We start from the raw sequence: 21,294 nt of genomic DNA, 5'->3' as shown, positions 1-21,294 counted from the left end.
GAGCTAGATTGGCAAGCTCTCAAATTTGAATATAACAAATGTTGTTCACATCATACCTTAAGCGCCACAGATAATGGCGTAACTGATTGGGCAGATTTATTGGCGGCACAATGGATGGATGTTGTAAAGTCGGTTTATAAAATAAAAGAAATGCCACAAGATAACGTGTATCATCCCATTGTAGAAAAGCAAGGTAAAGAATTTAGTTCGAGGATTAATCAGGAATTTGGGGCAATTGATTTTGATACTCCGGATTATTATATGCGTGAAGTTTTAAAGAAGAATTCGTGGCAATTTTCAGTAGCTAAAAATTACAATGACTTAACCAGGTTAAATAATCTATTACTTCGCGAGGATGGTAGTTTAAGACCGTGGAATGAATTTAAAAGTGAAGCTAAAAAAGTAGTTGGAGACTCCATGAAATATCTTAAAACAGAATATGACACTGTTGTATCGGCTGCACAAATGAGTCGGCTATGGGTAGAAATACAAAGAGATAAAGAGATATTCCCTTTTATTCAATTTGTGATTGTCAACGATGGTAGAACCAGCGAAATATGTCAGCCGCTCTATAATGTGATTGTGTCAGTAGACGATCCAATATTAATGAATTATTTTCCACCAAATCACTTCAACTGCCGAACGACAGTTAAAAAATTACGATACGGTGTACCTAGTGATAATTATGAACTTCCAGAAATCCCTGATGCTTTTAAAACGAATGTAGGGGTTTCAGGTGAGATTTTTACAAAAGAAAATAGGTACATCGCTAATACTCCAGATAAAGTTTTAAAATTGGGGAGCAAGTTGTATTATGATCACGAAAGAACAAATCGATACAATAATATTCCATTTGAGGTTACAAAAATAGGGAAAGGTATTTTAGAGATTTTCACCAAAGGGAAACAAAATAAGTCTGAATTTAGACCTAATACTGAAACTCTAACTGTTCTTGTACGACGAGGCGAGCAATACAGAATGTTACCTGTTTTAAATGATGGTGCCACTAATCCGGATGCCTATAATATAAAAACAAATCAATTTGTAGATATTAAGGTAGCGCAGGGAACCAATGGAAAGAATATCGTACAAAGCGCGATGAAAGAAGCTAGTAAACAAAATGTTCAAGAGTTAATTATAAGACTCAAAAAACAACCTGATAGTTATAGAAAAATGTATGAAGCTTTACGATATACCGTGAGTAGTAACCGAGCTAAAAACATTAAAGTTATCATTGTCGTTTTTCCTGATAATTCAGTAAAAGAATATAATATCGGTAAAATTCGTAGAAAATAAAGAAGGCTCAAACTTGAATAAACAAATTTGAGCCTCTAGGGGTGCGGGCAATAGCAACACGAAGTTGCGTCCCTCACCAGTGGTACAAATATACAAAAAAATAAATGCAATTTAAAAAGAGTTTATAATGGCAAAATCAGCAGCGGAACAATTCACTAAACTACAGGAAAAACTCGCAAGTAGTTTAAGGACTTTACCCGCAATAATTGGGGAGGAGGTGGTTAATTTCTCCTTGCTAAGTTTTGAACAGGAAGCTTGGAGTGGAAATAATCAAGAAGTTTGGCCTAAACGTAAGAATCCAAATAAATGGGGTAAACCAGATGAAACCGATCGGGCTTTACTCGTTAAATCAGGTAAGTTAAAACGTAGCATTCGTGTAACAAGGATAGTGAACAACACTGTGTGGGTCGGTGCAGGAGGAGTTGATATTCCATATGCTAGAGTACATAATTATGGATTTAGAGGCCGAGTAGATCAGAATGTACGAGAACATACCAGAACTAATAAGAAGACAGGAGGGAAAATTAATGTAAAAGCCTTTGAACGAGTTATCAACCAGAACATTCCTAAAAGGCAATTTATTGGAGCAGAAGCAGACTCGCCTTATCTCAAAGCGAGACTGCGTCGAATGAGTGCTGCAGAAATAAGAAAAATATTTAAATAAACATTATGGAAGATTTATATCTTATGCTCGTTGAGCTTTTAAACGAAATTCCAGAACTGCGATATGTAGACTTAGATACCGGTCAGATTTTAGAGGAGCAACCACCTTTAGCTTATCCCGCCGCACTAATCGAGATTGATATGTCTAGTTGTGAAGATATTCAAGATAATATTCAACAAGTTATTGGCTATTTCTCTGTGCGTTTAGTAGCAAAGGGATTAAGTGAAACCAATGGACTTGCTCCTGAAGGAGTGAGAAGAAAAAGTTTAGAATGGTTGAGATTACAAGAAAAGGTATATAAAAAACTACAAGGTTATGGCACTGATAGCTTTTACCCTTTTAGCAGGAAAAGTGGTAAGAATGAAAATCTTAGAAAAGGTCTAAAGGTATTTGCCCTCCGTTTTGACACCTCTTGGCATGATTATACTGCCAACTCATAAATGGGTATGAATCTTTTAACTCGGATACAGAAGCTTTCTTTAGTTCTAAAGAGGTTATTAACTCACTGTTTTCTGCCAATAAATCGGCAATTCGCGCTTGAGATAAAAAGAACTCTTCTTCCAATAGTGCCAGAACTGCAGAGAACTTTAGATTCATAAGGGTAGAATAAAAGTAAAATCGACAAACTAAAATATAATTTCGTTTGTTGATTAGTCGCTCATTGCGACCTCGCTTATTTATATGTACCGGCGGTTCTAACATCACCCAAAAATAAGAAACCCCAACCTGTTTTGCAAGTTGGGGTTTCACTATAAGGATTAAACTTTACCAATCCTCAGATGTATTTATTTCACTTTTTAATAAATTCAAAAATCCGACAGCAAAATCATTTAAATCAGTCTCTGCCATTTTTGATTTTACAATTCCTTTTTTATTGTAAATCGATAAATTAGCGCCATTCAGATCCGTTTTTACATGTGAAATATGTAATATTTGCTTTTCGCCATTTGAAAAAGTTACAAGCTCAACAATAGGAGCATTTATCCTTATTTTACCATCCTTAAATGACATTACAAAAGTATAGTTATTATTAAAAGCGTGAAGGTTATTTCTCCTTATTAGCTTTGATGAACGTGCATTTATGGTTATAGCATCATATTCAACTTTACTTATAACGTCTTTGGCAGATTTGAAGTTTTTATTAGCAAAAACCAACACGTCTTTAAAAAGCTCTTCTTTTGATTTACCAGGGTATTCTAGAATAATGTAATCAATTTCTTTATTTTCGGAATTTACAAAACCATCTGCTGTCAATTCAAATTGTTGCGAGTAACTGTAGTTACAAATGATTAAAAGTAAAAAAAGTATAAATTTTTTCATGAAATTTTATTTTTGTAAATATATTGAATTCTTTTCGTAAGAATTATGGCTTTCCTCAAATAAAAAAGGAGTCAGCTATACAGCTAACTCCTTTACAATCTAAGATCAAAAAACAATTAAGTCGTTTTTTTAATGATTAAAATACAGTCTGATAGAATATAAATTATGTGATTTATTCTATTTTTAAATATCATTTATTAATAATTTGAGTTGGCTAAAAATTCCACTGCTTTGAATATATCTGAGGCATAAAATTGTCCAGCACAATTATCAGAATATTTGCTAAGAGATTTAGGTCGAGCAATATAGATATTATATTCTCCGGAATTCTCCGGATATTCTAATAATTGGATATATTCATTTTTGAATTTAAATTCAGATAGAATCTTAATTCTTTCGGGTGTATATATTTTTTCCATGGTTATCCCACTTTCGTTCAGTACGGATCGACGGGGGATATATTTTTCAATAAACTCATCCCATTTGTATAAATCAAGATTTACTAAATCTAAATCTGATTCAATATTTTCATCAAACACAAGAATTGTCTCCGCATTTGATTTGCTAATTGCTACTTTATGCATTTTTAAGTTGTTTTAGAAAGACAAATATATTTATTACTATTTATGTTTCGATACAGAAATCCACAAAAAAAAGGAGTTAGCAATATTGCTAACTCCTTTTTTTAATATTCATCCTCAAAATATTTTTGATTGATATAAGTCGCTAAATGTGCCTGAGCTTCTTTGCTTTTAGCAATTCGTTGTTTATACTTTGGAATATGAATAAAACATTTTACTTTATCTGCTTCTTTAAGTTTCTCAAACGCACGTTCAGCGAAAACCTTTTTCACCTTATTGTCATAAAGTTCCCAAATAGCATTAAAACTTAAATCGGGTTCACCTTTTATTATCTCAAAATGGTGTTTTAGTTTTTTTGTCCATTCTTTGACCTGTTCTTCGATGTATGGGAAGTTTCCTTGCCTGAACAACCAATTTATTTGTTTCTCGGACAATGTACCTTCCAACGATTTAAACTCGTTTAAAAACCCATTTAAATCGTATTTAAAAACCCAAACGTTGGTCGTGTTTTTACTTCTGATTGTATAAGTGGTTAATTGATTCATTTTTCAATGGATTTAATTTAGACATTGAGCTTCTACCCATGATTGCACAACATGCGGAACAACACTGTTTCCGATAAATTTTTTCTGATCGCTTTGGTTGCCAAAGAGTTTATAATTCAGTGGAAATCCTTGTATTAATTTTAATTCAAGGACCTTCAACATTCGCATTTTAATGTCCGAAATACCATACAGTGCCATGAATTCTTTTATTTTAATCATGGTTTCACTGTCTCCTTCGTAAATTTCAATTGATACATTTGGGTCTTGACTATAATTCACTAAATACAATGGTGCTTTGTCTTGTCTAGCAATAATAACTGGGCAAGGTTGATTGGTGTGCATTGTGTGTCCTCCGTGACTTGGATTGAGTATAAATGGCGCGCTGACTAAGGCGTGTTTGTCTGAAGTCATAATTGTGCCGGCCGGTTGATCAATACTTTGATGATTATGCTTTCCAGAGTATTGCTTATCTAGCCAATTACATTGAACTTTTGTAAAACGATCTTTTGTTGTTAATGTTCCTGCCGGTTCTTCAATTGAAGAGACATTATTTCCCGTGCCATAGTATTTGGTCAAAAATGATACATTAACTACAGATTGATTACATGCAGTTGTAAGAGTTCCTAGTGGATTATCAATCGATGTGACTTTTCCTGCTGGTCTTCCGCTGAAATATTTTGCAATAAAAGCTTTTTCTCCTCCTGCAACATGCTTAATTAATCCTGCATATATTCTTTGAAGTGTTCCTTCTACAAGCGGTTTCTTTCGTTTAAAAATAGACTGGCCTTCATCTTCAAAGTCTAAAACTTCTTTGACTGCTTTCCATTTTTTTAAACTGGAGTTAAACAAATCAGTAATTGTCGACGGTAGTTTTGAATGAGTTGGTTCTGGCCAAGTTATCGGCAACCCACTTTTAGCGAAACATCCGAAAAGGCGATTTCGAGAAGTGTAAGCTCCGAAATTAGCACTGTTGAGTTCCTTCCATTCATCGCGATAACCGAAAGAATTTATGTGATTTCTCCAACGCAACCAATCTTGACCGGACTTCATGCTAATGGGCTTGCCTTTTTTATCTAAAGGTCCCCAACTCATGAATTCAACTACATTTTCGATTTGAACATAATCAGGATCAATTGCAGTTATATATCGATCTAAATGCTCTGCTAACGTTCTGCTATCTGCATCACGAGCTTGTCCTCCTTTTGCTTTGGAAAAATTGGTGCATTCTAATGATGCCCAAAGGATGATTTTTGCATTTGGATATGCTTTTCTATAAGCCCTTAAAATTTCTATTAAAGGTCCTAAATTCAATATTCGGATATCTTCTTCAAAGTGATAAACTTCTGGGTGATTTTCCCAGTGTGATTTTATCGCTTTGTGATCGTGATTTACACAAACTGCTATTAAAGCAATTGGATCCCCTTTTTTGTTCTTTGCGTTTGCAAATCCCGTGGTTGTTCCGCCAGCTCCACAAAAAAGATCAATCACAATAAATTCTATGGATTCTGGTTTTTCTACTTTTTGAACTGCAAAACGTTTTTGAAAAGATAGAAATGTATTTGTCATGTTAATTTCTGGTTTAACTCGCTAATTATTAAATTAACTACGATTTGATTGTAGTGGTTATCAAGCATTACGCACAATTCATTTAAAATGATTTCTAGTGCCCAAGCTTCATGAAATTTTAAACTCATATTAACTTTTTTATTTAAATCAAAAAGAGAGTTTTTTTTAATAAGCCCTTTGGCTTTAACTTCGAACTTTTCAGCTAGATCAAAACCAATTGATCGATAAATCTTTTGTTTTGGATTACTGGTGTTTTCCAAACAATAGAGTTCTTGTAATAGGTTACTAACTACGATCAAAGTTTCTTTATTAAGTTTTAAGTCAATTTTCATTATATGATCTTTATAAGATATTTTAAATCACCTGCTAATTTGCAGATATTATGTTTCAACTACAGGCTTTGTAAGCTCTAATCCACAACAAGAACACACTACAACTGTTACTTCGATAGTACAGATACTTTCGAGTATTTTAATATGCTGGCTTGAATGTTTACATTTTTCTATCATTTTTTGATTCTACAATTAGTAATACTATAATTAAGCTGAGTACGACACTGCTAAAGAACTTTATAAGGTTATATAGGCTTATTTCCATGTTTTTTTAGTCATCTCTTCTAAAGCTTTTATGATTTTTGAAAGTTCAAAAACATTCATTTTATTAAGTGGTTTTTGTACTGGACTTTTAATGCTTTTCAAAAACTCTGAAAGTCGGTTTGTATCTGGAACGTTTCGTCCTTTGATTTCAATTGTCCAATTCAGTTGATACATTAATGATAATATACATTTATGCTTGGAGTCATTGTTGTTGAATAAACCCCAATTATCGCCCTTGTATAGCTTATCTCCTTGTTGGGCAAGTATTTGATTAGCTTGCTCAAAAGAAAGGTCGTTAAGGCTAGTTTTGGAGTTGTCACCAGTTGCCCATTGTACCCATTCTTCTTTGATATCTTCTTTGAACTGGCTATTTCTACGAATAGCCAGTTTTTGTTCTTTAGTTGCTTTCATAAGCTTCAATTTTTTCAACCAAATATTTAAATCTCAATATATCTCCTTGGTTTGTAAAACTCAATTTTATTCCTATTTTCAATTGACCTAATATTACTTTGCTATTCAACCATAGCCCTCGAGTTGTGGGAGAGCAATCAACTACTTTTCCTTTTTCGTCTATAATCCAGTATAGACAGTCCTGTCCTTTATCTTCAAATATGATTTTTGTCTTCTTCATAGATTAGTTTATAAACTTGAAAAATTTAATAATATGTTTTGCCATTTACCCCCTTCATCTTTGTATTTGAACTCATAACCAAATCCTTTTAAATGGTTCGAATAAGACTCTTTAATTAGTCTTAAACCTTCTTTCCAACGTGGGTCATCAAACTTGTCTTCGTGAGAGTATAAATCCATTACTCTTGAGTATTCAAGCTCTCCTTTTTCATTTCGTTGTAAGAAGCTTAAAAGGATTTCGTACATTTTAACATCTCGTTTCTTTATGGTGTCACCTAAGAAATCACGAATCAATTCAATTGCTTTTTGTGAGCGTTCGTCCCACGCCGGTTCTGTATCTCGTCGACGAGTAATCCTTTTGGTGTCGTCTGCGTTTGAAATTGTAAAACCGCCTTTTGAATTACTTCTAATTTTGCCATATTCAGCAAGCTTTAAAGCCTGCTCATCCATCATTTTGTGAATGTCTTTTTTAAATTCTGAAAGTATGTCGAACAAATCCAATGCGTTTTTTACAGCTGTGTCAGTCTGTGTATTTCGTTGAGTCTCGTACAACTCTTTTTCTTTTTCAAGCTTCTTTTTTTCTTTTTCTTTTTTATCTTTCAAAAGAGCTTCTAATTCCATTGTACTCAATTCATGAGCGGGTTTTGCTTCTGTATTCATAACTATTTATTTTTTATTTGTTGGTTAATGATTTTTCCGATCTCATTTTCATAATATCGAATGGGTTGTTGGCCAGTTTCAGTTTCGTAATACAAAACCCGGTCGTGATCATATCTCCATATAGGAGATTTCCATTGTAAAGTTTCTATTAGAATAACAACTTTCTGTATGCGTTCAGTCATTACTAGGCTTTTTTCGAGTAAAATCAAATGACATAAGTGTCGTTCGTAAATACTAAGAAAATTGTATAGACAATCTAAAGCCAATACATCCTTAATTAAAAATTTATATTCCATAATCACTTAATTTTCGTTCTAACTCTATTTTGTCTTTAAGGATAATCGCATAATCAGGATGCCCTTCGTTTTTGGTTAACCAGTTGGTTAACTCGTTAATTTTTACTTTTAGATCGGCTTTAGTCATAGCTAGTTGAAATTGGTTAATATTCGTTCTGTTGCGTTCAATTTTGGCAGTAATGCAGACGGATAATTTTTGAATATCGCATTAGTTACTTCTGCGTAGAATTCGTTTTTATCCTCTTTACTTACTGATTCGAAGCTATTTATTTCACTTTCAAACTGCTTCTCTAGAGCGTTATAGTGAACTTTAAAATAGTTCTGCAGACCTTTCGATGTCAATGCCATCTGTAAGGCTTTAGGTGCTGAAACATAAAGCATACACCAATTAATGAATGTTTTTAAGACTATTTCATCATAGTACAATTGGCTTATTTCAAGGAGTTGGTGTGTTTTCATCTTGGTTGTCTTTTTTTCGTCCGTGTAAATCCTCATATCCTTTTTGCCAAACCACGTATTGAGTACTATGTGGTCCGTATTTCCTTCCTTTATTAGTAGCTAAATAACCGCTAACTAAAACCTTTTGTGTGGCGTCGTACATGATTTTCATTTCTAACTCCGACTTAGGCCACTGCCCATTGGCATGTGCTGTGAATATTATTGTCTTGTTTTTAAATTCTCGGGTAAACTTTAAATAGTCCGAGAAAGTATATTCTAAAAAGAAGTAAACCGCAGAATCAATAACTACTACCTGAGGACTATTCCGCTTTCTTAATCTTTCACTAAGCTCTTCGAGGTTGTCATCAACAATGGAAAAATTCTTTTTAACATCTTGCATCTGAAACAGACGCAATCTATCTTGTAAATTTTCATCATCAACAGCCTCTTCTAAGGTGACCAATAAGGTTTTTTCTGTTTCTGAAAATTCTTTAGCCAACTGCATCACAAAGGAACTTTTACCACTCGAACTCAATCCCCAAACTAGCCAACGTCCTTTTTTTTGTGGATGATCAAACACATCGTAGAATCTTCCTTTAAAAACTATTCTTTCAATTTTGGTCGCTAATATATTCGCGACTGTCAAGGCTCTTTTTCTTTTCATGAGGCTATCAATTTTGGCATTCCGAGAATAGTTCTTACAAAATCCTCTGTCAATGGTTGATTAGTTCTGTCAGCTTCTCGCATTGCAGGCACTAATACATCGTGTAGCTCCCCATAATTATCACATTCTTGTTTTAAGAATAGACGCAGTTTTTTGTCCTCAATGTTTTCAAGGAACATTTTAAAACTTCTATCAATATTTGGAAGTTCTCTAATACCGAATTTTATACGGCGGTAAAATTGGGGAATCCCATCACGGTTCTTTTTTCGTAGCTTATCAAGCTTGTCAGTAAGTTGGTTGGTACCGATTAACACAATGCCACAAATATTTTGTAAGGCATCATATAACTCTTTCATAGAACATAGTGCTGGTTGTTTCATATATTCACTTTCATCAAAAATTAAGAGCGGTTTTCGGCCTTCTAATCGCAATTGCTTTAACTTCTTTGCAATCTCTCCGATTTTCTTTGACTTGGTTTTTGGAGTAGCAATTTTTAAGACGTCGATGATCTTATCTAATAAATCGCCTATAGTATCCAAAGAGCCTACAACTATTTTAAAAGTATCAACTGGGTTTGCTTGCATAAATATGTCGGATATGTAAGATTTACCGCATCCCGTTTCTCCAATAATTATATTTGTCAACCCATTTTCTTTAGCATCTTCTAACGTTGAAAACATTCTATACATTTGCGGTGTTTCAACCATTGACCAATATTGCTTAACCAGTTTAAATCCAATAAATTCTGCAAGCGTTAAATACCATTTATCTTTGATATCAGTTTTCCCGACAGTTGTGTCACCATTTCTAATGGAAGAAATATAACTTTCGTTTACTCCAGATCGCTTTACAATTTCATTCGCAGAAATATTATACTGAGCGATATATTTATTTAAAGCTTCGGTGATTTCTAGTTTTTGCTTTGCTGTTATCATAATTCTAGGTATTTTGAGAGGTTAACTTTTTGTTTTAAATATTGATCTTGAGAATCTGACCAAGTCGCTTCTTGTTCCTTATGTTGCTTTTTCTCTTGGCTGATTAAAATCTTTTGAGCCGATTGAATTCTTTGCGCTGATTTCTGATCTTTATGTTGTCCCTTCGAATCAGGTATCATAAACTTTCTTAAAGTATCCAATTGAGGGTTGCCATCAAATAATCCCTCAAGTGTCTCATGTCGAGTAATACTTCTATTGATTATTTCTTCATTCATTCTCTTATTATAATCGTATACCAATTGGCGTTGACTTGAATCGGTCTTTTCTTGATCATACAGGGCCATAGGCTGAATGTGTTTCTCTGTGAGAATAAATTCTAATGTCCCAAGTTCTTTCTTGAATTTCCCATTGGAACTTTCAGCATTACTTACCAATATTTCACTTAGATTATCAGGGTCATATCGTATCATCCAGTCTTCATGCATATGCTTTCGAAATGTCAAATCAAAGGTGTCGTAGTATCTTTCAATACCATTTATCTTAGGAGTTAATCCTGAACCATCAAACTTGTTAGTGAAACCAGTAACAGCTCCAAATGCTCGTAGAAAATTATTAATCGTCATTTCCATTTTGTCTTCTTGAGGGAATTCAATAAAGCTTTGAACATAAGCTTCGACTCTTGAGGCTCTTTCATTTTCAATCGCCATTTCAATTTGACGAATACAACCTTTTTCATCGGGAAAGGAATGTCTAATTTTAGTTAAAAAATCTCCATTGACTTGGTTCTCTGTTTTCGAGGTTACATTATGTCCAGACCAGTTAGGAGTTAATGTGGCTTGGAAATTTCTCTCATTAAACTTGTCAAAGAAGTTCTCAATTACTTTAGCCTTTGAATTTTTAACCTTCGCAGGTGTGAAATACCGAGCTACTGCTTCATAGGTTGGTTGTAAGTTCTTCTTTTGGTAATGATCCGTTTGTAATTGATATGGCTTAAAACGTGTTCCAAATAATTCTTTGGTATGGTTTAACGCGTTTTTTAAAGCTTGTCTTATTAAAGCAGGGCTTTCGTTGGTTCCTATTGCATAACCGATGATATAGTTATTAAAAGGGTCTAATACCATTACTACGTTTAATCTGTTGGTGTAAGTTGTAACACTATTGCCGTTCTTATCAAGAGTTGTGGTTTGATAAAGTAACTCAGCATCCCAACCGTCCATGGTCCAGTACAACATTGCAGCACTTGGTTTACTTCTCTTAATTTGCATGTGCTTTTGATGCATTAAGTTAGTTTCGCCATGTTGACCCGCAAAAACAAACAAGTCAAATTCTTTTCGTTTGAGAGCAACTACTCCAACTTCGATAGTTTTCCATTTCAAGTTCTTTGCTACTGTATTGTATAAATCAGAAATTTGTTCGTTATTCAAATTTTGATGTTTGTTCAGTAATTCCTCTAGCAAGGCCAATTGTTCTTTCTCTTTTACTTTAGCTGCATTCTTTTTACCATACTTACCTGAAATCACTGAGAGATATCCTTCATTGATGTACCTTGTGACCTTGCGCCTTAAACTGTCTTTAGTCGTTGGTAAATCGTGTTTGACGTCTTGATAACTATTTACATCGTTGCTCAAACTTTCCCAAATATCAATACTCCCAGTTGTTCCTAATGCTCTCACGTAGGCTTTTCTATTGTTTTTAACAGTTATAACTGTATTCAAAACAGAGGCATTGTAAGTGTACAATTCGATTACTTCCGGATCTAATTTTTTATTGTCATCGTCTCCGAAACGGTGTGCACAAAAGAAATCAAAAGCCTTACGGTCTGATAAATAATGTTTAGCAAAAAAAGATTGTTTAATTTCTTCTTTGGGTTTTCCAAACTTGAATACCAAGGCATCGCGCCATTCTTGCACTAAAGAATTAAACTCAATCAAAGCATCAAAACCTAACGATGCACGACGAAGTTCCCGCTCGCAACAGGTATCACTTTTTAAGCGTTTGTATAAAGCGTTATATCTGATTAAACAAAGGCTTTCTTTATGTGCTTTGTTTTCATCCGAAACTAAAAACTTCAACTTCACACCGAGAGTTTCGTTTTGATATTCAAAAGGTATTTCTAATTGTGCCATACTAATTTTATAACTAATTATTGCTTTTGTACTATTCGACGTCTTCGTTTATAGATATTTGAACCTTATTCGATTCATTTAGTAGTAGTTCTTTTGATCGTTGTCTAATCGCTTGAGCTGTTTGGCTATTATTAAAATACCGTAACGCAGCGTAGACTGTTTGACGAGATACAGCAAACTCATTTGCTAATTTTTCTCTATCCGATGGATGTAATAAAATTTGTTTCATACGGGATTCCTTATTTTTCACATTTCAAAATAAACTATCTTTACACCTGTAAATACTTGCTGTTATTTTGTTTTACAAATATATAGAGTAATTCTCTAATAAAACAAATATATATAGAGTAATTCTCTATAAAATTTATATATCACTGATTATGAGTATAAAAGAAAGGATAAAAGAGCTTGCGGAATACCACAATATTACTATTTCAGCATTTGAAAAATCAATCAATGCATCAAATGGATATGTTAACAGCATTTCAAAAAGCATTGGATTAGATAAAATAACAAAAATATTAGAGGTTTACTCTAATTTGGATTTAGAGTGGTTAATTACAGGCAATGGGTCCATGTTTAAGGATAATCCTAATTCATTAACTACAGAGTCAGTACATTCCTCTAGAAAAACAGCAGATGCAGTTTATGATTTACAACGAGTTCCATTGTTCAATTTAGAAGCAACATTAGGCTTAGTTCCCCTAATGAGTAATGGGAACGATGATGCAATCATCGACTATTTGACAATTCCAAATTTACCGTCTTGTGACGGAGCTATATATGCTACAGGCGATAGTATGTATCCACTATTGAAAAGTGGGGATATCATTGCTTTTAAAAGGGTGGACACAACTAATTTGTTTTTTGGTGAGATGTATATTCTAAGTATATTTTTAGATGAGAGCAACACATATAAGACAGTGAAATTTGTACAAAAATCAGAATTAGGGGATGATTATATAAAATTAGTTTCTCAAAATCAACATCACTCGTCAAGAGACATTAGATTAAATCAAATAGCCGCAATTGGACTTGTGCGCGCGTCAATACGTATTCACGGATAGACTATTGCCTGTTTATCAATAACTTACGCGGTCTGTAAATAAGTAAACATTGTATTAAAGGGGGGGATATCTATTGAATTACTATTTGTTCAATGAAATATTGGTTATTAAGGGGTTTGTTTCGAGTTGTTTTCATGTATTCAAGAGGCAACCCATGAGGCAACCCATTGGGCAACCCATAAACAATATTCTACGTTTTATTTATATTTTAAAAACTATTTAAATGGCTTTTAATTACTTATTTTTCGGAAGAATATAAAGACTATTATTAAAACACAAAGAGCCGTAAAACACTTGTTTTACGGCTCTTTAGAAGTAGAAAGTAGATCTTTGCAGTAATAATTTATTTAAGCCTATTAAATAGTAATTAATACTTATGTAATCGGTAGTAATATGATACTTATTAGAAGTTAATAGTACATTTCATTTATTTTATCTTTCGACCTTACTTTATATTAAACCCTTGATTTCATTGACGTTTTCGACCTTTTTATCATATTTATTTATTGTACATTTCATTGTAGGGGGGATAATACGTTGTCGGTTATATCGAGTTTAAAAAAAAACACCGAATAAGTTCGGTGTTTTTTATCATTTATTCAGCATCTCCGATTAAGATCTCGAGGATGGTGATTGCGGCTTCACTGATTTTGGTACCAGGACCAAAAACGGCTACTGCACCCGTATCAAAGAGAAATTGGTAGTCTTGTGCAGGGATTACTCCTCCAACAATTACCATAATATCATCTCTTCCATAGTTTTTTAATTCTTGAATGACTTGCGGAACCAAAGTTTTATGTCCTGCAGCAAGCGATGATACACCTAAAATGTGTACATCATTTTCTACAGCTTGTTTAGCAGCTTCAGCTGGGGTTTGGAAAAGCGGACCTATATCCACATCAAATCCTACATCCGCATAACCTGTAGCTACCACCTTGGCACCGCGGTCATGACCATCCTGACCCATTTTGGCAATCATGATACGCGGTCGTCGACCTTCAATTTTAGCAAACTTATCGGCCAATTCTTTTGCTTTGGCAAAACTGGCATCATTTTTTATTTCTTTACTATACACACCACTAAAAGATTTTATTTGTGCCTTAAATCTACCAAAAACTTCTTCAAGAGCATCACTAATTTCTCCTAAAGTTGCACGATGTGTAGCGGCCTCAACTGCAAGCTCCAATAAGTTGCCTTGCCCGGATTGGGCACTTGCCGTTAATTGTGCTAAACACGTTTTTACTTTGTCGTTATCACGAGTGGCTTTGATATGAGCCAAACGCTCTAATTGTTGCTTACGTACCGTTTCGTTATCTACCTCTAAGATATGAAGTGGATCTTCTTTTTCCAAGCGGTATTTGTTCACACCAACTATAGTATCTTGTCCGCTGTCAATACGGGCTTGTTTTCTAGCAGCAGCTTCTTCGATACGCAATTTCGGAATTCCCGCTTCAATCGCTTTGGTCATGCCTCCTAACTCTTCAACCTCTTCGATCAATGCCCAAGCTTTGTGCGCAATCTCATGGGTCAAGTGTTCTACGTAAAAACTCCCCGCCCAAGGGTCAACAGTTTTGGTTATTTTGGTTTCCTCTTGTAAAAAGATCTGTGTATTTCTCGCTATACGTGCTGAGAAGTCCGTAGGAAGAGCAATGGCCTCATCAAGGGCATTGGTGTGTAGCGATTGGGTTCCTCCAAAAGCCGCCGCCGCTGCTTCGATACACGTACGAGCTACATTGTTAAACGGATCTTGTTCGGTTAAACTCCAACCAGAGGTTTGACAATGTGTTCGTAAGGCCAATGATTTGTCGCTGCTAGGTTTGAATTGCATCAATAATTTTGACCACAACATTCTGCCTGCACGCATTTTTGCAATTTCCATAAAATGATTCATCCCAATCGCCCAAAAGAAAGAGAGACGCGGTGCAAATTCATCGATTTTCATTCCTGCGGCCAAGCCCGTGCGAATATAATCCAAACCATCAGCTAAAGTATAGGCTAACTCAATGTCTGCTGTAGCTCCAGCTTCTTGCATATGGTATCCGGAAATGGAAATGGAATTGAATTTCGGCATATTTTTACTCGTATACTCGAATATATCGGCTATAATCTTCATCGAAGGTGTAGGCGGATAGATATACGTATTACGTACCATAAATTCCTTTAATATATCGTTTTGAATCGTACCGGATAACAATTTTGGATCAACTCCTTGCTCAATAGCGGCTACTATATAAAAAGCCATAATTGGCAATACAGCACCATTCATGGTCATAGATACCGACATCTCATCGAGCGGGATTTGATCAAAGAGAATTTTCATGTCTTCAACACTATCAATGGCCACTCCGGCTTTACCGACGTCACCTACCACGCGATCATGATCAGAATCATAGCCACGGTGTGTTGCTAAGTCAAATGCTACGGATAAACCTTTCTGTCCTGCAGCTAAATTTCTTCTATAGAAAGCATTGCTTTCTTCTGCGGTAGAAAATCCAGCATACTGACGAACGGTCCAAGGTCGGCGCACATACATCGTAGCGTATGGGCCTCTTAAGTTGGGTGCAAAACCAGCTGCAAAACCGATGTGCTCCAAACTTTCAATGTCTTCTGGTGTATACTTTTCTTTAACTTGTATACCTTCTGCAGTAGTAAATTCTGAAGAGACAGATGCTCCAGGAGTTAAAACTTCCAGTTTTAAATGTTGTAAATTCTTTCTCATAGTTCTAATCCTTATTGAGCGTTGTTTTTTCTGCTTCCAATCGTTGTTGTTCCACTTTTTCAGCCAATCGTCTTTCGATAATAGGAACTATAAGTGTTTTACGAGGATTGGATTTTACAAAAGGAAACAGCTCTAAGTCATGAGCCATTTTATCTTGTGGATTAGGGTATTTATTGGTACCCAATAATACTTCTTTTCCACTGTCAAAAAGTTCTTGTTCTTTTTGAGCACTTTCATTTATTTTTCGCTGAATGGTACCTTCTATCAATTGCGTGATTAACCCGCCATTTGATTCAATATCCTTGAATAATTCTAACGCTTTTTCCGCCAATTGATGCGTAAGGCTTTCTATATAATAAGAGCCTTCAGCCGGATTGTCCACAATGTCGAAGTAACTTTCCTGTTTCAAAATCAACAATTGATTTCGTGCGATACGATCGCCAAACTCATTGTCTTTGTGATAGAGGGCATCATAAGGTAAGTTGGTCACGATGTCCGCGCCCCCTAATATAGCGCTCATACATTCCGTTGTTGTGCGCAACATATTGACATTATAGTCATAAATCGTCTTATTCCTTTTTGTCGGAGTAGCCAAGATTTTAAAACTAAAATCGTCGCTATACTCTTTACCAACTAATTCCAAAAGCCACCTCAAAGCTCTTAACTTTGCGATTTCAAAGAAATAGTTTGTTCCAACGGACACTTCCACTAATAAAGGTTGCTTGGTTGGTTGTATGCGATTCCAATATTCATTGGCATGTGCTAAGGTATACGCAATTTGCTGCACCATATTAGCGCCTGCATTTTGGTATGGACTGCTATCAATACTTAAAAATTTGATTTTTAAATCGGCCTTTTGTAGTCGGTTTAAAATTTTAAAATCAGTTTCCAGATTGGCATACCAATTTCCATCTTGCGTCAAGCGAGCTATCGGATCAACCTGAACCCAAATATTAGCTTGGCGCTCGACAGCGATTCGATTGATTTTATTGATATACTCTTCGTCCAAAAAACGCAAAGCAATAAAGATCTCAACGGTTTCTAGAGGTAGCGCATCCAGTAATAATTCAGGAGCTATATTTTTGTCTTCAATGGTAAAACGGATTACTTCCGCTCCACGCTCTAAGGTTTTTAAAGCACGACTTACCGATTTTTCAACATCGAAGACAAAAATGTCTTGAAGTATATTGAATTTTGATATCGCGGTCGGTATTGGATGTGACACTTGGGCGTCGTCTCCATGATAAAAAGGACGCACTTTTATTCCTTCTAAACTTTCCCAAACTAAAGTGTCGTTATAATCGGCACCTTTAAGTTCGTATTGAATCAGATTTTTCCATTCTTTAGAAGAAACTTTATCAAAATCTTCAAATAATTTTTTAGTCATAAGGGTTGATTTAGGGCGTATTAACAGGGGTTAAACTGTCAAACTCTATGATGTAAATATCTTCATTATCTCGCTTCATATAATATTGCTCCCGAGCATATTTTTCGGTGGCTTCGCCATTCTTTAGTCTTTTTACTGCCTTTTGGTCGCGAAGTATTTCATCTTGAAAATAGGCTTTATTATCTTCGAGATCCTTGGTAATCTTGTTGAGGACCCGATGCTCTAAAAAGGAATAGTTATCAATAAATAACATCCAAATAATAAAAAAAAGCCCGACGAGTAAAAACCGATTCCGCAGCAATGCTGGGAATTGGAATTTTCTTTTCTTTTTTTCGATTTCCTCATCCATAATGTTAGGATATTTTTTGGTTGATCACAGTTCTAACCATATCAATGGCAACAGTATTGTAAGTATCGTAGGGAATAATGATATCTGCAAAGGCCTTAGAGGGTTCGATGAACTGCTCGTGCATAGGCTTTAGCGTTGTTTGATAACGGTTTAAGACTTCTTCCATATCTCGACCTCGATCAGCAATATCTCGTTTTAATCGACGGATCAAGCGTTCGTCTGAATCGGTATGTACAAAAATCTTGATATCAAAGATATCTCTTAATTCCGGATTAGCTAATATAAGAATTCCTTCAACAATCATAACCTTTCTCGGATGTGTAAGAATATAGTCATCCGTTCTGTTGTGTTTGACAAACGAATAAACGGGTTGGTTTATGCTATTCCCAGCCTTTAACTCTTTTAAATGTTCGGTCAAGAGATTGAAATCAATCGATCTGGGGTGATCAAAATTAATTAAAGCACGTTCATCAAAATTCAAATTATCTGTCGCTTTATAATATGAGTCTTGTGAAATAATGCCCACTTCTGCTCCAGGTAACTCATTCATTATCTGATGGACTACGGTTGTTTTTCCACTCCCTGTTCCTCCTGCAATTCCTATAATTAACATCGTCGTTTTGTTTTTGCAAAAATAGGAATTAATCTACGAGCTTGGAAGGTTTTTCTTCTAAAAAACACCCCAATAGCACCTTGGTAAGCGTTTTATTGGAGCCGTATCCGTTTGACGTTTTATTAGCAGGTATAAAATCGGTTGCAGCTAGCGAATCTTATGTATTGAAATAAATGGAGTAAAATTTATTGTAAAACGGAGTTGAGACGTTTTTAATGGAATATGTTAAAAATTATTAAAGCTTATTTTTATCGATTCTAAATAACTTTAATTAGTTATATTTGGGTTTTAATGTTAGGGAATAGTTGTTGCTATTTCCTATGTAAAGGCAAACATACTTTATGGCAAAGAAAACAGATTTAACACCTCGGGTTTTTTATCTAAAAGATAGAACTTACATTACACCAAATTACATTCGAATTACCTTAGAAAACGATTTTGTTAGTGATTACAAAGATTCTACGATTGGTGTTAACAATAAAATATTCGTAGCACCTGAAGGTACAACTAAGGTTTATCTACCGGAATTGGATCCGGATAAGATGGAGTGGAAGCCTATGCCTGCAGCATTGACGCCGCATCGTAGAACATATACACATCGTGGGATTGATTTAGAAAAGAATGAAATTTACATTGATTTTGTTGCTCATGGTGATGATGGACCCGCTTCTGCTTGGGCTATTCATGCTCCTCTAGGCTCTGAACTGGGAGTGGTTATGAGAAAAGAGCCGCATGAGTTATATAAACAAGCAGCTTGGTACTTGTTAGCGGGTGACGCAACAGCTATTCCCGTATTAGGTGCAATCCTAGAAGATTTGCCTGCAACGGCACGAGGATTCGCCCTTATAGAGGTGGAAACCAAAGCAGATATACAAGATATAAGTACGTTGTCTCAAGTCCAAATAAAATGGCTTATTAATCCGACACCGGGTCAAAACAGTCAATTGGCTGTAGAAGCGGAGAAGTTAGTACGTGATTTACAAGAGGACTCCAAGTTTGCTTATATCGCATCGGAGTTTAGTTCGGTAAAACAAATTCGTTCGTTATTGAGAAAAGAGTTGCAGTGGACATCGGATGAGCTTCATGCGTATTCCTATTGGAAATATGGGAAGTCGGAAACCAGTTCAGAACCAGATCGCCGGGCAGAACGCGAAGAAATTTAAGTCGATTTTGTCGGCAGTAATATTTTGATTGGAGTGGAATTTTGATGTTAGGCATTGTTTTTGCTACTATATATTAATAAAAATAATTGCTATGAAAAAAATAATTTTTACCGGTTTAGTGGCTTTCTCTTTTTTGGTAGTTTCGTGTAATTCTACTAAAAAAGACTCAGAAAATTTAGAAACGAATACCACGACTGAAGCGCCAATTAGCGACGGTCATAATGCTGAAAATTCGTTGGATATTGCAGGTGTTTATAAAGGTGTACTTCCTTGCGCAGATTGTGAAGGTATTCAGACTACAATAGAACTGAATGAAGACAATACTTACAAATTGACTAGTTTGTATCAGACCGATAAGAAAGGCAATAACGAATTTGTAGAAAATGGGAAATGGTCTATCGCTGTCAACACATTGACATTAGAAAACGCAGTGAAAAATGGTGAACCTCATATGAAATATTTTGTAGGCGAAAATACCTTGACTCAACTGGACTTAGATGGTAATAAGATTGAAGGAGCTTTAGCTGAGCACTACATTTTAAGAAAATAATTTTATATACTAAACGTAAAAAAGCCTTATTTAATAAGGCTTTTTTTATTTGTAAATACCTAAATAACAGTTAATTATTTGTTTTAGTTGATTTGTATTCGTATATTGATAAAAGCGCTTATTATTGGAGTTAAGCTACACTAAGTACGTTAATTATTAATAGTCTAATATATGGTTTTTAAGAAAATTCTAGCCGCTGGAAGCGGTGTATTGGGGTCACAAATCGCATATCAAATTGCGTTTCATGGATATACCGTTCATATTTATGATATCAATCAGAAATCAATTGCTTATGCAAAGGAACGATTGACTAAATTAAAAGATAATTACAAACAGGATTTGAATGCGACACAGCAAGAAGTAGATCTTGCCTACAATCGAATTGTCTTTTTTACCGATTTGGAAAATGCCGTAGAAGATGTTGATTTAGTAATTGAATCCGTACCAGAAGATCCTGAAATAAAAAAGGAGTTTTACAAGCAATTAAAAGCTGTTGCTCCTGAGAAAACAATATTTGCTACCAATACTTCTACCTTGTTGCCCAGTTCATTTGCGACAGCAACGGGTAGGCCTAAAAAGTTTTTAGCACTGCACTTCGCTAATGAAATTTGGAAACACAATACGGCCGAAATTATGGGACATCCAGGTACCGATCCAGAAGTCTTTAAAGAGGTAGTTTCCTTTGCGAAGAGCATTGGTATGGTAACTTTAGAACTCCATAAAGAACAGTCGGGTTATCTGTTGAATTCCCTGCTTGTTCCGCTACTCGATGCCGCAATGGATTTACTTGTAAAAGAAGTTGCAGATATCGAAAGTATAGACAAAGCTTGGGTCATTGGTACTGGAGCCACAGTTGGACCTGGAGCTATATTTGATACGGTTGGACTCAATACGGTTTACAACATCAATAAAATCAAGGCAGAACAAACTAAGGATCCTTGGGATGAAAAAGTGGTTGCCTATATCAAGGAAAACTTTATTGATACAGGCAGATTAGGTGTTGCGGAAGGACAAGGTTTCTATAAATACCCAAATCCTGCCTATATGGATCCGGATTTCTATAAAAAATAATCCTTGTTCAATCTCAAACATTTTTAGGGTGTTTGATCGCTGAACGATTAATGTAAAA

General features: G+C 35.0%; 26 protein-coding genes. 7 read left to right on the top strand and 19 right to left on the bottom strand.

The features are described 5' to 3' along the window. Positions 1 to 150: 150 nt before the first annotated feature. The 3 genes from L1275_RS15060 to L1275_RS15050 all read left to right on the top strand — a co-directional run bounded on the left by L1275_RS15060 (position 151) and on the right by L1275_RS15050 (position 2,400). The gene (locus L1275_RS15060) at positions 151 to 1,296 is read left to right on the top strand and encodes a phage minor head protein (RefSeq protein WP_253475251.1); all 1,146 of its coding nucleotides are present in this window, start codon (positions 151 to 153) and stop codon (positions 1,294 to 1,296) included. 127 nt (positions 1,297 to 1,423) lie between these two features. Continuing rightward, positions 1,424 to 1,960 (top strand): phage virion morphogenesis protein, encoded by a 537-nt coding sequence (locus L1275_RS15055; RefSeq protein ID WP_253475248.1) that lies wholly within the window; start codon positions 1,424 to 1,426, stop codon positions 1,958 to 1,960. 23 nt (positions 1,961 to 1,983) lie between these two features. Beyond that, positions 1,984 to 2,400, top strand: coding sequence for a hypothetical protein (locus L1275_RS15050; protein ID WP_253475245.1), 417 nt, complete (start codon positions 1,984 to 1,986; stop codon positions 2,398 to 2,400). A 325-nt stretch (positions 2,401 to 2,725) separates the two neighbouring features. Here the strand turns inward: L1275_RS15050 and L1275_RS15045 are convergent, their stop codons facing one another. The 15 genes from L1275_RS15045 to L1275_RS14975 form a co-directional block, all read right to left on the bottom strand. Continuing rightward, positions 2,726 to 3,280: a DUF4468 domain-containing protein gene (locus L1275_RS15045; RefSeq protein ID WP_253475242.1), complete on the bottom strand. Its 555-nt coding sequence runs from the start codon at positions 3,278 to 3,280 to the stop codon at positions 2,726 to 2,728. A gap of 197 nt (positions 3,281 to 3,477) precedes the next feature. Continuing rightward, entirely contained in the window at positions 3,478 to 3,864 is a 387-nt protein-coding gene (locus L1275_RS15040) for a hypothetical protein (protein ID WP_253475240.1), read from the bottom strand. A 101-nt stretch (positions 3,865 to 3,965) separates the two neighbouring features. After that, complete coding sequence (locus L1275_RS15035; RefSeq protein ID WP_253475238.1) at positions 3,966 to 4,406, bottom strand: hypothetical protein; 441 nt, start codon at positions 4,404 to 4,406, stop codon at positions 3,966 to 3,968. 12 nt (positions 4,407 to 4,418) lie between these two features. Continuing rightward, positions 4,419 to 5,972: a DNA cytosine methyltransferase gene (locus L1275_RS15030; protein WP_253475236.1), complete on the bottom strand. Its 1,554-nt coding sequence runs from the start codon at positions 5,970 to 5,972 to the stop codon at positions 4,419 to 4,421. After that, complete coding sequence (locus L1275_RS15025; protein WP_253475234.1) at positions 5,969 to 6,304, bottom strand: hypothetical protein; 336 nt, start codon at positions 6,302 to 6,304, stop codon at positions 5,969 to 5,971. Before L1275_RS15025 ends, L1275_RS15030 begins: the two co-directional genes overlap by 4 nt. 255 nt (positions 6,305 to 6,559) lie before the next feature. Next, positions 6,560 to 6,979, bottom strand: coding sequence for a hypothetical protein (locus tag L1275_RS15020; protein WP_253475232.1), 420 nt, complete (start codon positions 6,977 to 6,979; stop codon positions 6,560 to 6,562). Further along, on the bottom strand, positions 6,966 to 7,199 hold the full coding sequence (locus L1275_RS15015; RefSeq protein WP_253475230.1) for a hypothetical protein: 234 nt from the start codon (positions 7,197 to 7,199) through the stop codon (positions 6,966 to 6,968). The genes L1275_RS15020 and L1275_RS15015 overlap by 14 nt, the downstream gene beginning before the upstream one ends. Before the next feature lie 8 nt (positions 7,200 to 7,207). Continuing rightward, positions 7,208 to 7,858: a DUF3164 family protein gene (locus tag L1275_RS15010; RefSeq protein ID WP_253475228.1), complete on the bottom strand. Its 651-nt coding sequence runs from the start codon at positions 7,856 to 7,858 to the stop codon at positions 7,208 to 7,210. Between the two features lie 2 nt (positions 7,859 to 7,860). After that, positions 7,861 to 8,154 carry a hypothetical protein gene (locus L1275_RS15005; RefSeq protein WP_253475226.1) on the bottom strand — a complete coding sequence of 98 codons (294 nt, stop codon included), beginning with the start codon at positions 8,152 to 8,154 and terminating at the stop codon, positions 7,861 to 7,863. Continuing rightward, the gene (locus L1275_RS15000; RefSeq protein ID WP_253475223.1) at positions 8,144 to 8,281 is read right to left on the bottom strand and encodes a hypothetical protein; all 138 of its coding nucleotides are present in this window, start codon (positions 8,279 to 8,281) and stop codon (positions 8,144 to 8,146) included. The genes L1275_RS15005 and L1275_RS15000 overlap by 11 nt, the downstream gene beginning before the upstream one ends. Positions 8,282 to 8,283: 2 nt before the next feature. Then, positions 8,284 to 8,613 (bottom strand): hypothetical protein, encoded by a 330-nt coding sequence (locus tag L1275_RS14995; RefSeq protein WP_253475220.1) that lies wholly within the window; start codon positions 8,611 to 8,613, stop codon positions 8,284 to 8,286. Further along, complete coding sequence (locus L1275_RS14990) at positions 8,591 to 9,256, bottom strand: bifunctional adenosylcobinamide kinase/adenosylcobinamide-phosphate guanylyltransferase (protein ID WP_253475217.1); 666 nt, start codon at positions 9,254 to 9,256, stop codon at positions 8,591 to 8,593. The genes L1275_RS14995 and L1275_RS14990 overlap by 23 nt, the downstream gene beginning before the upstream one ends. After that, entirely contained in the window at positions 9,253 to 10,191 is a 939-nt protein-coding gene (locus L1275_RS14985) for an AAA family ATPase (protein ID WP_253475214.1), read from the bottom strand. The genes L1275_RS14990 and L1275_RS14985 overlap by 4 nt, the downstream gene beginning before the upstream one ends. Then, positions 10,188 to 12,317 (bottom strand): hypothetical protein, encoded by a 2,130-nt coding sequence (locus L1275_RS14980; protein ID WP_253475211.1) that lies wholly within the window; start codon positions 12,315 to 12,317, stop codon positions 10,188 to 10,190. Before L1275_RS14980 ends, L1275_RS14985 begins: the two co-directional genes overlap by 4 nt. Before the next feature lie 31 nt (positions 12,318 to 12,348). Then, entirely contained in the window at positions 12,349 to 12,546 is a 198-nt protein-coding gene (locus L1275_RS14975) for a hypothetical protein (protein ID WP_253475208.1), read from the bottom strand. A gap of 151 nt (positions 12,547 to 12,697) precedes the next feature. Here L1275_RS14975 and L1275_RS14970 point away from each other — a divergent pair, with 151 nt between their 5' ends. Beyond that, a complete protein-coding gene (locus L1275_RS14970; protein ID WP_253475205.1) occupies positions 12,698 to 13,384 on the top strand; it encodes a helix-turn-helix transcriptional regulator in 687 nt (228 codons plus the stop codon). Between the two features lie 595 nt (positions 13,385 to 13,979). Here the strand turns inward: L1275_RS14970 and scpA are convergent. The 4 genes from scpA to udk are packed head-to-tail and all read right to left on the bottom strand — an operon-like array spanning position 13,980 to position 18,452. After that, on the bottom strand, positions 13,980 to 16,103 hold the full coding sequence (gene scpA / locus L1275_RS14965; RefSeq protein WP_253475202.1) for a methylmalonyl-CoA mutase: 2,124 nt from the start codon (positions 16,101 to 16,103) through the stop codon (positions 13,980 to 13,982). A 4-nt stretch (positions 16,104 to 16,107) separates the two neighbouring features. After that, positions 16,108 to 17,490: a methylmalonyl-CoA mutase subunit beta gene (locus L1275_RS14960; protein ID WP_253475200.1), complete on the bottom strand. Its 1,383-nt coding sequence runs from the start codon at positions 17,488 to 17,490 to the stop codon at positions 16,108 to 16,110. 10 nt (positions 17,491 to 17,500) lie between these two features. Then, positions 17,501 to 17,839 carry a septum formation initiator family protein gene (locus tag L1275_RS14955; RefSeq protein ID WP_253475197.1) on the bottom strand — a complete coding sequence of 113 codons (339 nt, stop codon included), beginning with the start codon at positions 17,837 to 17,839 and terminating at the stop codon, positions 17,501 to 17,503. Positions 17,840 to 17,843: 4 nt separating this feature from the next. After that, entirely contained in the window at positions 17,844 to 18,452 is a 609-nt protein-coding gene (gene udk, locus L1275_RS14950) for a uridine kinase (RefSeq protein WP_253475194.1), read from the bottom strand. Positions 18,453 to 18,793: 341 nt separating this feature from the next. Between udk and L1275_RS14945 the strand changes: the two genes are divergently transcribed. From L1275_RS14945 to L1275_RS14935, 3 genes are all read left to right on the top strand, one after another. Beyond that, entirely contained in the window at positions 18,794 to 19,615 is an 822-nt protein-coding gene (locus L1275_RS14945) for a siderophore-interacting protein (RefSeq protein WP_253475191.1), read from the top strand. Positions 19,616 to 19,706: 91 nt separating this feature from the next. After that, positions 19,707 to 20,165 carry a copper resistance protein NlpE gene (locus L1275_RS14940; RefSeq protein WP_253475188.1) on the top strand — a complete coding sequence of 153 codons (459 nt, stop codon included), beginning with the start codon at positions 19,707 to 19,709 and terminating at the stop codon, positions 20,163 to 20,165. Between the two features lie 171 nt (positions 20,166 to 20,336). After that, positions 20,337 to 21,236: a 3-hydroxyacyl-CoA dehydrogenase gene (locus L1275_RS14935; protein WP_253475186.1), complete on the top strand. Its 900-nt coding sequence runs from the start codon at positions 20,337 to 20,339 to the stop codon at positions 21,234 to 21,236. Positions 21,237 to 21,294 lie beyond the last annotated feature (58 nt).

Source organism: Flavobacterium sp. HSC-61S13, from assembly GCF_024171535.1.
GTDB lineage: Bacteria > Bacteroidota > Bacteroidia > Flavobacteriales > Flavobacteriaceae > Flavobacterium.
This window is presented reverse-complemented; position numbering and strand designations above follow the sequence as displayed.

Coding starts and splice junctions, on each gene's coding strand:
- L1275_RS15060 (WP_253475251.1), top strand. CDS start 151: ATGCCACAAGATAACGTGTATCATCCCATTGTAGAAAAGCAAGGTAAA.
- L1275_RS15055 (WP_253475248.1), top strand. CDS start 1,424: ATGGCAAAATCAGCAGCGGAACAATTCACTAAACTACAGGAAAAACTC.
- L1275_RS15050 (WP_253475245.1), top strand. CDS start 1,984: ATGCTCGTTGAGCTTTTAAACGAAATTCCAGAACTGCGATATGTAGAC.
- L1275_RS15045 (WP_253475242.1), bottom strand. CDS start 3,280: ATGAAAAAATTTATACTTTTTTTACTTTTAATCATTTGTAACTACAGT.
- L1275_RS15040 (WP_253475240.1), bottom strand. CDS start 3,864: ATGCATAAAGTAGCAATTAGCAAATCAAATGCGGAGACAATTCTTGTG.
- L1275_RS15035 (WP_253475238.1), bottom strand. CDS start 4,406: ATGAATCAATTAACCACTTATACAATCAGAAGTAAAAACACGACCAAC.
- L1275_RS15030 (WP_253475236.1), bottom strand. CDS start 5,972: ATGACAAATACATTTCTATCTTTTCAAAAACGTTTTGCAGTTCAAAAA.
- L1275_RS15025 (WP_253475234.1), bottom strand. CDS start 6,304: ATGAAAATTGACTTAAAACTTAATAAAGAAACTTTGATCGTAGTTAGT.
- L1275_RS15020 (WP_253475232.1), bottom strand. CDS start 6,979: ATGAAAGCAACTAAAGAACAAAAACTGGCTATTCGTAGAAATAGCCAG.
- L1275_RS15015 (WP_253475230.1), bottom strand. CDS start 7,199: ATGAAGAAGACAAAAATCATATTTGAAGATAAAGGACAGGACTGTCTA.
- L1275_RS15010 (WP_253475228.1), bottom strand. CDS start 7,858: ATGAATACAGAAGCAAAACCCGCTCATGAATTGAGTACAATGGAATTA.
- L1275_RS15005 (WP_253475226.1), bottom strand. CDS start 8,154: ATGGAATATAAATTTTTAATTAAGGATGTATTGGCTTTAGATTGTCTA.
- L1275_RS15000 (WP_253475223.1), bottom strand. CDS start 8,281: ATGACTAAAGCCGATCTAAAAGTAAAAATTAACGAGTTAACCAACTGG.
- L1275_RS14995 (WP_253475220.1), bottom strand. CDS start 8,613: ATGAAAACACACCAACTCCTTGAAATAAGCCAATTGTACTATGATGAA.
- L1275_RS14990 (WP_253475217.1), bottom strand. CDS start 9,256: ATGAAAAGAAAAAGAGCCTTGACAGTCGCGAATATATTAGCGACCAAA.
- L1275_RS14985 (WP_253475214.1), bottom strand. CDS start 10,191: ATGATAACAGCAAAGCAAAAACTAGAAATCACCGAAGCTTTAAATAAA.
- L1275_RS14980 (WP_253475211.1), bottom strand. CDS start 12,317: ATGGCACAATTAGAAATACCTTTTGAATATCAAAACGAAACTCTCGGT.
- L1275_RS14975 (WP_253475208.1), bottom strand. CDS start 12,546: ATGAAACAAATTTTATTACATCCATCGGATAGAGAAAAATTAGCAAAT.
- L1275_RS14970 (WP_253475205.1), top strand. CDS start 12,698: ATGAGTATAAAAGAAAGGATAAAAGAGCTTGCGGAATACCACAATATT.
- scpA (WP_253475202.1), bottom strand. CDS start 16,103: ATGAGAAAGAATTTACAACATTTAAAACTGGAAGTTTTAACTCCTGGA.
- L1275_RS14960 (WP_253475200.1), bottom strand. CDS start 17,490: ATGACTAAAAAATTATTTGAAGATTTTGATAAAGTTTCTTCTAAAGAA.
- L1275_RS14955 (WP_253475197.1), bottom strand. CDS start 17,839: ATGGATGAGGAAATCGAAAAAAAGAAAAGAAAATTCCAATTCCCAGCA.
- udk (WP_253475194.1), bottom strand. CDS start 18,452: ATGTTAATTATAGGAATTGCAGGAGGAACAGGGAGTGGAAAAACAACC.
- L1275_RS14945 (WP_253475191.1), top strand. CDS start 18,794: ATGGCAAAGAAAACAGATTTAACACCTCGGGTTTTTTATCTAAAAGAT.
- L1275_RS14940 (WP_253475188.1), top strand. CDS start 19,707: ATGAAAAAAATAATTTTTACCGGTTTAGTGGCTTTCTCTTTTTTGGTA.
- L1275_RS14935 (WP_253475186.1), top strand. CDS start 20,337: ATGGTTTTTAAGAAAATTCTAGCCGCTGGAAGCGGTGTATTGGGGTCA.